Source organism: Streptomyces sp. NPDC041940 (genome assembly GCF_055589465.1).
Genome location: NZ_JBVJBP010000002.1, coordinates 230,879 through 242,718 on the forward strand (window position 1 = coordinate 230,879; position 11,840 = coordinate 242,718).

Here is an 11,840-nt window from a genome sequence, read left to right on the forward strand (position 1 = left end):
GGCCCTCCCGTGAGCACCGAAGCGTACGTGTACGACGCGATCCGCACCCCGCGCGGTCGCGGCAAGGCCAACGGCTCCCTGCACGGCACCAAGCCCATCGACCTGGTCGTCGGACTCATCCACGAGATCCGCGCCCGCTTCCCGGACCTGGACCCGGCCGCCGTCGACGACATCGTGCTCGGCGTCGTCGGCCCGGTCGGCGACCAGGGCTCGGACATCGCCCGGATCGCCGCCATCGCGGCGGGCCTGCCCGACACAGTGGCCGGTGTGCAGGAGAACCGCTTCTGTGCCTCGGGCCTGGAGGCCGTCAACCTGGCCGCCGCCAAGGTGCGTTCCGGCTGGGAGGACCTCGTCCTCGCGGGCGGTGTGGAGTCGATGTCCCGGGTGCCTATGGCCTCCGACGGCGGCGCCTGGTTCAACGACCCGATGACCAACCTCGATGTGAACTTCGTGCCGCAGGGCATCGGCGCCGACCTCATCGCCACCATCGAGGGCTTCTCCCGGCGGGACGTCGACGAGTACGCGGCCCTCTCCCAGGAGCGGGCGGCCACCGCGACGAAGGACGGCCGCTTCGAGAGGTCCGTCGTCCCCGTGAAGGACCGCAGCGGCCTCGTCGTCCTCGACCACGACGAGTTCCCGCGCCCGGGCACCACCGCCGACTCCCTGGCCAAGCTCAAGCCGTCCTTCGCCGACATCGGCGAACTCGGCGGCTTCGACGCGGTCGCGCTCCAGCAGTACCACTGGGTGGAGAAGATCGACCACGTCCACCACGCGGGCAACTCCTCCGGCATCGTGGACGGCGCCTCGCTCGTCGCGATCGGCTCCAAGGACGTCGGCGAGCGCTACGGCCTCACCCCGCGCGCCCGGATCGTCTCCGCCGCCGTGTCCGGCTCCGAGCCGACCATCATGCTGACCGGGCCCGCCCCCGCCACCCGCAAGGCCCTCTCCAAGGCCGGACTGACCATCGACGACATCGACCTCGTCGAGATCAACGAGGCGTTCGCGGCGGTCGTGCTGCGCTTCGTGAAGGACATGGGCCTGTCCCTGGACAAGGTCAACGTCAACGGCGGCGCGATCGCGCTCGGCCACCCCCTCGGCGCGACCGGCGCGATGATCCTCGGCACGCTCGTCGACGAACTCGAGCGCCAGGACAAGCGCTACGGCCTCGCCACGCTGTGCGTCGGCGGCGGCATGGGCGTCGCCACCATCGTCGAGCGCATCTGACCCCCTCCCGACGGATCACACGGAGCACCTCCACATGAGCACTGAATCCACCACCATCCGCTGGGAACAGGACCGCACCGGCCTCGTCACCCTCGTCATCGACGACCCGAACCAGTCCGCGAACACCATGAACCAGGCGTTCCGCGACTCGCTCGCCGCCGTCACCGACCGCCTGGAGGCCGAGAAGGACTCCATCCGGGGCGTCATCATCACCTCGGCGAAGAAGACCTTCTTCGCCGGCGGCGACCTGCGCGACCTGATCCGCGTCACCCCCGAGACGGCCCAGGAGCTGTTCGACGGCGGCATGGCGATCAAGCGGAACCTGCGCCGCATCGAGACCCTCGGCAAGCCGGTCGTCGCCGCGCTCAACGGCGCGGCCCTCGGCGGCGGCTACGAGATCGCCCTGGCCTGCCACCACCGCGTCGCGCTCGACGCGCCCGGCTCGAAGATCGGCTGCCCCGAGGTCACCCTCGGCCTGCTCCCCGGAGGCGGCGGCGTCGTCCGCACCGTCCGCCTGCTCGGCATCACCGACGCCCTGCTGAAGGTCCTCCTCCAGGGCACCCAGTACAGCCCGCGCCGCGCCCAGGAGAACGGCCTCGTGGACGACGTGGCCGCCACTCAGGAAGAACTGCTGGCCAAGGCCCGCGCCTTCATCGACGCCAACCCGGAGTCCCAGCAGCCCTGGGACAAGCCCGGCTACCGGATCCCGGGCGGCACACCCGCCAACCCCAAGTTCGCCGCCAACCTGCCCGCCTTCCCGGCGAACCTGCGCAAGCAGACGGGCGGCGCCCCCTACCCGGCGCCGCGCAACATCCTCGCCGCCGCCGTCGAGGGCTCCCAGGTCGACTTCGAGACCGCCCAGGTCATCGAGGCCCGCTACTTCGTCGACCTCGCGGCCGGGCAGACCTCGAAGAACATGATCCAGGCCTTCTTCTTCGACCTCCAGGCCGTCAACTCCGGCGCCAACCGCCCCAAGGGCATCGAGCCCCGCAAGGTCCGCAAGGTCGCCGTCCTCGGCGCCGGCATGATGGGCGCCGGCATCGCCTACTCCTGCGCCCGCGCCGGCATCGACGTCGTCCTGAAGGACGTCTCCCTGGAGTCGGCCCTCAAGGGCAAGGGCTACTCCGAGAAGCTGTGCGCCAAGGCCGTCTCCAAGGGCCGTACGACCCAGGAGAAGGCCGACGCGCTGCTCGCCCGCATCACGCCCACCGCCGAGGCGCAGGACCTGGCCGGCTGCGATGCCGTGATCGAGGCGGTCTTCGAGGACACCTCCCTGAAGCACAAGGTGTTCCAGGAGATCCAGAACGTCGTGGCGCCCGACGCGCTGCTCTGTTCCAACACCTCCACCCTCCCCATCACCGCACTCGCCGAGGGCGTCGAGCGCCAGAGCGACTTCATCGGGCTGCACTTCTTCTCGCCCGTCGACAAGATGCCGCTCGTCGAGATCATCAAGGGCGAGCGCACCGGCGAGGAGGCCCTGGCCCGCGCCTTCGACCTGGTCCGGCAGATCAACAAGACCCCGATCGTCGTCAACGACTCGCGCGGCTTCTTCACCTCCCGCGTCATCGGGCACTTCATCAACGAGGGCGTCGCCATGGTCGGCGAGGGCATCGAGCCCGCGTCGGTCGAGCAGGCCGCCGCCCAGGCCGGCTACCCGGCCAAGGTGCTGTCCCTGATGGACGAGCTGACGCTGACGCTGCCCCGCAAGATCCGGGGCGAGACGAAGCGGGCCGTGGAGGAGGCGGGCGGCACCTGGACGGCCCACCCCGCCGAGGCCGTGATCGACCGCATGGTCGACGAGTTCGGCCGCACGGGCCGCAGCGGCGGCGCCGGCTTCTACGACTACGGCGACGACGGCAAGCGCGCCGGACTCTGGCCGGGACTGCGCGAGCACTACACCAAGCCCGGGTACCAGATCCCCTTCACGGACATGAAGGAGCGCATGCTCTTCTCCGAGGCGCTGGACACCGTCCGGCTGCTGGAGGAGGGCGTGCTGACCTCGGTCGCCGACGCCAACATCGGCTCCATCTTCGGCATCGGCTTCCCGGGCTGGACCGGCGGCGTGCTCCAGTACATCAACGGCTACGAGGGCGGTCTACCGGGGTTCGTGGCACGCGCGCGTGAACTCGCCGAGCGCTACGGCGACCGCTTCACCCCGCCCGCGCTGCTGGTGGACAAGGCGGAGAAGGGGGAGCAGTTCAGCGACTCAGCCCGCGGCTGACCCCCCTGAGGGCTCTGCCGAAGGCTCCGTGAGCCACTCGCCCAGCTCTTCCTTCAGCGACCGCTGAAAGGCCGTGAGGAGCGCCTGCACCACCAGGGGGTGCATGTGCGCCGACAGGGACCGCACGTCCCGGGCGTCACGCTCCGCGACCTCGCCACGGAAGAGCTGGGAGAGTTCACGGGCCGCGGCGCGCGCGTGTTCGATGAGCACCGTGCGCGCCGCGAAGATCGCCTCCTGGGAGAGCGGCACGTCCAGCAGCCCGACGCCCAGCCGGAGCAGACCGAGGTCGGCCTCGTACCCGTCGTCCCCGGGCCGGACCACGCCCATCGCGACCAGCCGCTCGACGTCCTCGGCGCCGAGTGGCCGCCCGGCCAGCCGCTCCAGCTCCTGCCGGGTGACCGTCTCGACGGTGTCCGGCGCCCAGGAGGCCACCACGGCCCGGTGGATGGCGAGGTCGTGCGCGCTCAGGTCCGGCGGCAGTTGCCGCAGATAGCGCTCGATGCCCGCCAGCGTCATGCCCTGCCGCTGCAACTCCTCGATCAGCGCCAGCCGGGCCAGGTGCTCCCGCCCGTAGTGCCCCACCCGCCGGGGGCCGAGCACCGGCGGCGGCAGCAGCCCCTTCGTGCCGTAGAAGCGGACCGTGCGCACCGTGACACCGGCCCGGGCGGCCAGCTCGTCGATCGTGAGGGTCGGCTCCTCGGCGTCGGTTGTCATGTGCAGCAGTATCGCTGTCTCACCAGTGCTGTGAAACCTCTGGCGGCCGAGGTGACGATTCTGTGAGAAGTAGCGCTCTGTGACGTATGCCACCGCGTGAGTCGCTCTCGGCGGGGAAGGTGGCCCTCGGTCTGTGCCCTTACCGAGGGCCCAGACCTTATGTACGTCCGGACAGCCGAGCGGGACCCGCTCGGGCGCACCAGAGAAGTGGATCCACCGTGAGCAAGGACGCCGTGAACACGGCAGCAGCCGCATCCCGCAGCGATGCGGCCCAGGTGCCCGCGGACGCGGGCGACGCCGGCTACAGCAAGGACCTCAAGCCCCGCCACGTCAACATGATCGCCATCGGTGGCGCGATCGGCACCGGACTCTTCCTGGGTGCCGGCGGGCGGCTGCACAACGCGGGCCCGGCGCTGGCGATCGCCTACCTGGTGTGCGGCATCTTCGCCTTCTTCGTCGTGAAGGCCCTCGGCGAACTCGTGCTCTACCGCCCCTCCTCGGGCTCCTTCGTGTCGTACGCGCGGGAGTTCCTCGGGGAGAAGGGCGCCTACGTCGCCGGCTGGATGTACTTCCTGAACTGGTCGACCACCGGCATCGCCGACATCACCGCGATCGCCCTCTACACGCACTACTGGAGCCTGTTCACCGACATCCCGCAGTGGGTGCTCGCGCTCGCCGCCCTCGCGGTCGTGCTGGCCGTGAACCTGATCTCGGTGAAGATCTTCGGCGAGATGGAGTTCTGGTTCTCGATCATCAAGGTCGCCACGCTCGTCGGCTTCATGCTCATCGGCATCTTCCTGCTCGCCACGCAGCACAAGGTGGGCGGCCAGACCCCGGGCCTGGGCGTGATCACGGAGAACGGCGGCGTCTTCCCGCACGGCATGATGCCCGTGGTCCTGGTCATGCAGGGCGTGATCTTCGCGTACGCCGCGCTGGAGCTGGTCGGTGTCGCCGCGGGTGAGACCGCCGAGCCGGAGAAGGTCGTCCCGCGCGCGGTGAACTCGATCATGTGGCGGGTCGGGCTCTTCTACGTCGGCTCGGTCGTCCTGCTGGCCCTGCTCCTGCCCGGCTCGGTCTACTCGGCCGACCAGAGCCCCTTCGTCACGGTCCTGTCGAAGATCGGCATCCCGGCGGCCGGCGACGTGATGAACCTGGTGGTCCTGACGGCCGCCATGTCCTCGCTGAACTCGGGCCTGTACTCCACGGGCCGCATCCTGCGCTCCATGGCGATGGCAGGCTCCGCGCCGAAGTTCACCGCCCGCATGAACCGCAGCCAGGTCCCCTACGGCGGCATCCTGCTCACCTGCGCGGTGTGTGTGCTCGGCGTCGGCCTGAACTACCTCGTGCCGGCCCAGGCCTTCGAGATCGTGCTGAACATCGCCTCCCTCGGCATCATCAGCACCTGGGTGATCATCATGATCTGCCACCTGGTCTTCGTCCGCCGCGCCAAGGAGGGCCTGGTCGACCGCCCCTCCTTCCGCCTCCCCGGCAGCCCGGTCACGGAGATCACCACGATCGTCTTCCTGCTGGCCTGCCTCGGCATGATGTGGAACGACCCCGAGGTCGGCCGCAAGACACTCCTGCTCGTCCCCGTGATCGCGGCCATGCTGGTCGCGGGCTGGTTCGGCATCCGCCGCCGGGTGTCCGCGACGGCCGACCAGGAACTGTCCCAGCTCACGAAGTAACAGGGAGTGCGGGCCCGTCTCGATGTAGCGGGAATGCGGGCCCGCCTCAGCCCTGCCCGTCGAAGCCCCGCAGCAGGCACTCGGTCAGACGGCCCGCGATCGAGCCGTCCGGATCCAGCCGGGGGTTGAAGATCGCGACGTCGAGGCCCACGGCTTCGCCGTCGGACAGTGCCGTGCGCAGGACGGTCTCCAGTTCCTGCCAGGTCAGGCCGCCCGGGAGCCGGTAGTCGACGGCGGGCATGGCCGCGTCGTCCAGTACGTCGACGTCGAGATGGATCCAGTACCCGGCGCCCGCGCCGTCGCCGGTCAGCAGCCCGACCGCGTGCCGGGCCGCCTCGGCCGCCCCCAGGGCACGCACGGTGTCGAGATCCATCGCGTGCAGCGCGGTCGGCAGCGGCTGCATGCCGTAGGACGCGGACTCCTCCGTGTCCCGGAACCCCAGGGCGACGACGTCCTCGTCCCGCACGAGGGGGCCCAAGCCCTCCAGGTCGGCCAGGACGCGCGGGCCGCGCCCGGTGGCCAGGGCGAGTTCCATGGAGGCCGCCTCACCGGCCGGTTCCGCCGACGGCTGGTAGAAGTCGGTGTGCCCGTCGAGGAAGAGCAGCCCGTGCCGGTCCCGGCGGCGCAGCGCGAGCAGGTTGCCCAGCAGCACGCTGCAGTCGCCGCCCAGCACCACAGGGAACCGGCCGGTGTCCAGGACACGGCCGACGGCATCGGCCAGCGCGACGGAGTACCCGGCGATACCGCCCGGGTTGAGCACCCCGCTGTCCGGATCCCGCTCCGGGTCGTACGCCGGCGGCTCCACCCGGCCCGCCCGCACCGCGCCCAGGCCCTCGGCCAGCCCGGCCCGGAGCAGCGCCTCCGGCAGTTCCTCGACCCCGGTAGGCCGCAGCCCCAGCACGGACGGTGCCTCGATGATCGCCGCGTCCCGCACGCCCGGCTCCCTTCACCCGCCGGTCTACGCGTCGCCCGGGCCCATGCGCCGGACGCGCATGGGCCCACCGTAGACCGCCGTGCGGGAACAGGCGCGTCAGTGCTTGTGCTCCTCGCTCCCGTGCCGCGCGTGCTCGTGCGCCCCGTTCGTCGTGGCGATCTTCTTCCACGACCTCGGCTGCGACACCGCCCCGCCGGCCTTCGCGACGGACGCGGTCCTGGCCGCCGCCGACGCCGGCTTGGACGCCTCGAACAGCCACGTGTCGAACAACGCGGCCAGCGGCTTCCCGGACACCTCCTCGGCGTAGCGCCGGAAGTCGGCGACCGACGCGTTGCCATGGGCGTACTTCCGCGGCCAGCCCTGGAGGATCGCGAAGAACGCCTCGTCGCCGATCTCGTTGCGCAGCGCCTGGACGGCCAGCGCGCCCCGGTCGTAGACCGCCGCGTCGAACTGGTTCTCCGGACCCGGGTCGCCGGGTTTCACCGTCCAGAACGAGTCGTCCGCCGGATGCGAGGCGTACACGTAGTCGGCGAGTTCCTGCGCCGTGCCCTCGCCCTCGTGCTCGGACCACAGCCACTGCGCGTAGCGCGCGAACCCCTCGTTGATCCAGATGTCCTTCCAGCGCTTGAGGGACACGTCGTCCCCGTACCACTGGTGGGCGATCTCATGGACGACGAGGGACACGTTCGACCCGTTCGCGAACTGCCGCGGGCTGTAGTACGGGCGGGTCTGCGTCTCCAGCGCATAGCCCGTGGTGGTGTTCGGAACGTAGCCGCCGAGCGCGTTGTAGGGATACGGCCCGAAGTACCCGGACAGCCAGTCCGCGATCTCCCCGGTCCGTTCGATGCTCGCCCGTGCCGCGCCGGCGTGGTCGCCCAGGTCCTTGCTGTAGGCGTTGAGGACCGGAATGCCGCTCTCGGTCGTGCTCGTCGTGATGTCGAACTTCCCGACCGCGAGCGTGGCGAGGTACGTGGCCTGCGGCTTGTTCGAGCGCCAGTTCCAACGGGTCCAGCCGAGGCGTGAACTCGTCGACTGGAGCGTGCCGTTGGAGATGGCCTGGGTGCCGTCCGGGACCAGCACGGACACGTCGTAGGTGGCCTTGTCGAGCGGGTGGTCGTTGCCCGGGAACCACCACGCCGCGGCCTCGGGCTCGTTCGCCGCGACACCGCCGTCCGGAGTGCGGTGCCAGCTGGTGAAACCGTAGGCCTGCTTCGACGACGGCACCCCGCGGTAGCGGACGACGACCGTGACGGACGTGCCCTTGGCCAGCGGTGTCTTCGGCGTGATCTCCAGTTCGTGCTCGCCCGACGTCCTGAACGAGGCCTTCGCGCCGTTGACGCGCACCTCGCCGACGTCCAGCAGGAAGTCCAGGTTGAAGCTCGACAGCTCCTGCGTGGTACGGGCCACGAGGGTCGCCGTGCCCTCCAGTTCGTCCGTGGCCGGCTGGTACTTCAGCCGGAGGTCGTAGTGGGAGACGTCGTAGCCGCCGTTCCCGTAGGCCGGGTAGTAGGGGTCGCCGATACCCGGCGCGCCGGGGGAGTGGGGCGCGGCCGATGCCGGGATCGCCAGCAGGAGAACGGCCGCTGCCAGGGCTCCCGGCGCGATGATTCTGCGGTGCACGCAAGGCTCCAAGTCGTAGGTCCCGAAGTCTGTTCGGAGCCTATTGATCCTTGTGCCCGTGGTCATGTCCATGGCCCCTGCTGTCACACGATCGCCATTCGGCCGACATGCGACACCCGCCCCGCGGGCCCCTCCGGGACACGCCGGTCCGTCAGCTGCCCTCTTCTGAACAGGAGTTCACCGATGTAGCGTCCGGCGCATGCCGAAACGCACGCGCTTCACGACCTGGAGACCGCTCGCGACGGCGGCCACGGCCGCCCTCTTGGCCACCCTGCTCACCCCGGCCGCGGCGCAGGCCACGCCGCGCGGGAGCGAACCCGTCTACTCGTACGAGAAGGCCGTCCGTGAGGCCGTCTGGGTGGACACCGGACTCGACGGAGACGGCGACGGGAAGGCCGACCGGGTCGCCGTCGACATCGTCCGCCCCCGCGAACCCGCCCGTCAGGGCCGCAAGATCCCCGTCATCATGGACGCCAGCCCGTACTACTCCTGCTGCGGGCGAGGCAACGAGAGCCAGCGCAAGACGTACGACGCGAACGGCGACGTCGTCCAGATGCCGCTGTACTACGACAACTACTTCGTGCCCCGCGGCTACGGCTTCGTCGGCGTCGACCTGGCCGGAACCAACCGCTCCGACGGCTGCGACGACGTCGGCGGCCGCTCCGACATCCAGTCGGCGAAGGCCGTCGTCGACTGGCTGAACGGCCGCGCCAAGGCCTACACGACCCGCACCGGCACCACCCGCGCCAAGGCCGCCTGGACCAACGGCCGCACCGGCATGATCGGCAAGAGCTGGGACGGCACCATCGCCAACGGCGTCGCGGCCACCGGCGTCAAGGGCCTGAAGACCATCGTCCCGATCAGCGCCATCTCCTCCTGGTACGACTACTACTTCCAGCAGGGCGCCCCGCTCTACGACTCCGGCCCCGAGTGGCTGTCCGACTACGTCAACAGCCCCGACGCCCGCGAGAAGTGCGCCGCCGTCCAGCAGAAGCTCGTCGACGGCGCCCCGCGCACCGGTGACCGGACCCCGCTGTGGACCGAGCGCGACTACGTGAAGGCCGCGAAGAAGGTCAGGGCCAGCGTCTTCCTGATCCACGGCACGCAGGACCTCAACGTGCGCATGAAGCACGTGGGCCAGTGGTGGGACGCCCTCGCGAAGCACGGCGTCGAGCGCAAGATCTGGCTCTCCCAGACCGGCCACGTCGACCCCTTCGACTTCCGCCGCGCCACCTGGGTCGACACCCTGCACCGCTGGTTCGACCACGAACTCATGGGCTACGACAACGGCATCGACCGCGAGCCCATGGCCGACATCGAACGCCGGCCCGACCAGTGGAGCACCTCCAAGGTCTGGCCGCCGACCGGCACCCGGGCCACCACCCTGCGCCCCGACCGGGGAACGCAGCCCGGCGTCGGCACCCTCGGGCTTGACCGCGGCCACGGCACCGAGACCTTCACCGACGACCCGAAGCTGAGTGAGACCGACTGGGCCGCCCGGATCGACAAGTCGACACCGGAGAAGGCCGGTTTCGTCACCGGGCCGCTCACCCGGAGCCTGCGCCTGTCCGGCTCCTCCGAGGTCACGGTCACCGCGACGCCCTCCACCCCGACGGCCCATCTCTCCGCCGTCCTCGTGGACGTAGGCCCCGACACCATCCGCGACTACGCCGACGCCGGCGAGGGCGTCACCACCCTCCCGAACCGCACCTGCTGGGGCGCGAGCACCACCGGCGACAGCTCCTGCTTCAAGGAGGCGAAGGCCAAGACCGCCGACGTCGACTACACGGTCGTCAGCCGCGGCTGGGCCGACCTCGGCAACCACGCCTCGGACGACAAGGGCTCCCCGCTCACCCCCGGCAAGCGGTACACGATCACCCTCGACCTGGCGGCGACCGACCATGTCGTCCCGAAGGGCCACCGCCTGGCGCTGATCGTCGCGGGCACCGACCAGGGCCTCATCGACCCTCCCGCCGACACGCCGAAGCTCTCGCTCGACCTCTCCCGCACCTCGGCCGACGTGCCGTTCGTCGGCGGACCCGCCGCCTTCGCCCGCGCCACCGCGGGTTCCGCGCTCACCGCGCCCGTCGCCGCGCTCCTGGACGGCGTACGGGAACCGCGCACCACCCACCGCGTCCCGGAGGGAACCCAGTGAACCGCGTCCGCGCCCTGACCCTGACCGCCGCCCTCGCCGCGTCCCTGGTCGCCGTCCCCGCCCAGACGGCCACGGCCACCGGCTCCCCGCCGCGCACCGGCTTCGAGCGGACCGACGGAGCCCGCTGGACCACCCAGCCCGAGGAGCAGGAGTTCCTCAGGGCCGTCGACCGCTCGAGCAGCCGGGTCTCCCTGACCCGCTTCGGTACGACGAAGCAGGACCGACCGCTCCAGCTCGTGCGGATCGGCAACCGCCCGAGCCCGAACAAGGTGCTCCTCGTGTGCAGCCAGCACGGCGACGAACCCTCCGGCCGCGAAGCCTGCCTCACCACCGTCCGCGACCTCGCCCACGCCCGCGACAGTCGCACCCGGCGCTTCCTGGATCGCACCACCGTCCTCGTCGTGCCCACCGCCAACCCCGACGGCCGGGCCGCGAACACGCGCGGCAACAGCGACGGCGTCGACATCAACCGCGACCACCTCGCCCTCAAGACCGCCGAGGGCCGCGCCCTGGCCGCGCTCATCCGCGACCAGCGCCCCGACATCATCTACGACCTGCACGAATACGGAGCGACACCCCAGTACTACGACAAAGCCCTCTTCGACCTGTGGCCGCGCAACCTCAACACCCACGACGCGGTCCACGACGAGGCGAAGACCCTCTCCGAGGCCTACGTCCGCCCCGCGGCGCGGCGGGCCGGCCACTCGACCGGCACCTACGGCATCTGGACCGACCCCGAAACCGGCGAACCGGTCAAACAGGTCGCCGGAGACGGGCAGGAGCGCATTCTGCGCAATATGTCCGGTATAAAGCACTCGGTCGGACTGCTCATCGAGAGCCGTGTGGACCCGCTCACCGAAGCGGAGAAGGCGGACGAGGCACTGAACAACCGGCGCCGGGTCACCTCCCAGCTGGATGCGCTCAAGGGCCTGTTCGGGTACACCGACCAGCGCCGGGGCCGGATCGAGGCGACGACGGCCCAGGCCCGGCTCGCCGGCTACCGGGACACCGGCCCGGTCTACGTCGGCGGCGCCGACAACGACACGCCCGAACCCGCCGAGGTGATCCAGAACCCGCCCTGCGGCTACCGGCTCACCGCGGAGCAGTACGCCGAGGTCGGCGACGAGCTCGCGCTGCACGGTGTGCGCGTACGACGGGACGCCGAGGGCGTGCTCGTACCCCTGCGTCAGCCCCTGCGGGCGCTCGTCCCGCTGCTGCTCGACGGGCGAGCCACGTACCACCTGACCGAGACCGAGTCCGAAACGCAATGTTGAGAGGGGTGTAATT

General features: G+C 70.7%; 8 protein-coding genes. 5 read left to right on the plus strand and 3 right to left on the minus strand.

All coding sequences use genetic code 11. The features are described from left to right. The first annotated feature begins 9 nt into the window (after nt 1-9). Nucleotides 10-1,224 carry an acetyl-CoA C-acetyltransferase gene (locus tag ACZ6I3_RS05705; protein ID WP_469412014.1) on the plus strand — a complete coding sequence of 405 codons (1,215 nt, stop codon included), beginning with the start codon at nt 10-12 and terminating at the stop codon, nt 1,222-1,224. 34 nt (nt 1,225-1,258) lie between these two features. Continuing rightward, the gene (locus ACZ6I3_RS05710) at nt 1,259-3,445 is read left to right on the plus strand and encodes a 3-hydroxyacyl-CoA dehydrogenase NAD-binding domain-containing protein (protein ID WP_469412015.1); all 2,187 of its coding nucleotides are present in this window, start codon (nt 1,259-1,261) and stop codon (nt 3,443-3,445) included. Here ACZ6I3_RS05710 and ACZ6I3_RS05715 read toward each other — a convergent pair. Beyond that, entirely contained in the window at nt 3,431-4,159 is a 729-nt protein-coding gene (locus ACZ6I3_RS05715) for a MerR family transcriptional regulator (RefSeq protein ID WP_469412016.1), read from the minus strand. The genes ACZ6I3_RS05710 and ACZ6I3_RS05715 overlap by 15 nt on opposite strands. 218 nt (nt 4,160-4,377) lie before the next feature. Between ACZ6I3_RS05715 and ACZ6I3_RS05720 the strand changes: the two genes are divergently transcribed. Continuing rightward, the gene (locus tag ACZ6I3_RS05720) at nt 4,378-5,844 is read left to right on the plus strand and encodes an amino acid permease (protein ID WP_469412018.1); all 1,467 of its coding nucleotides are present in this window, start codon (nt 4,378-4,380) and stop codon (nt 5,842-5,844) included. 46 nt (nt 5,845-5,890) lie between these two features. Here the strand turns inward: ACZ6I3_RS05720 and ACZ6I3_RS05725 are convergent, their stop codons facing one another. Beyond that, entirely contained in the window at nt 5,891-6,778 is an 888-nt protein-coding gene (locus ACZ6I3_RS05725) for an arginase family protein (protein ID WP_469412019.1), read from the minus strand. A gap of 96 nt (nt 6,779-6,874) precedes the next feature. Further along, entirely contained in the window at nt 6,875-8,398 is a 1,524-nt protein-coding gene (locus ACZ6I3_RS05730) for a M1 family metallopeptidase (RefSeq protein WP_469412020.1), read from the minus strand. Between the two features lie 199 nt (nt 8,399-8,597). On the opposite strand from ACZ6I3_RS05730, the gene ACZ6I3_RS05735 reads away from it, so the two are divergent. Together ACZ6I3_RS05735 and ACZ6I3_RS05740 are read left to right on the plus strand one after the other, a co-directional pair. Beyond that, the gene (locus ACZ6I3_RS05735) at nt 8,598-10,553 is read left to right on the plus strand and encodes a Xaa-Pro dipeptidyl-peptidase (RefSeq protein WP_469412021.1); all 1,956 of its coding nucleotides are present in this window, start codon (nt 8,598-8,600) and stop codon (nt 10,551-10,553) included. Further along, the gene (locus tag ACZ6I3_RS05740) at nt 10,550-11,827 is read left to right on the plus strand and encodes a M14 family metallopeptidase (protein WP_469412023.1); all 1,278 of its coding nucleotides are present in this window, start codon (nt 10,550-10,552) and stop codon (nt 11,825-11,827) included. Before ACZ6I3_RS05735 ends, ACZ6I3_RS05740 begins: the two co-directional genes overlap by 4 nt. Nucleotides 11,828-11,840 lie beyond the last annotated feature (13 nt).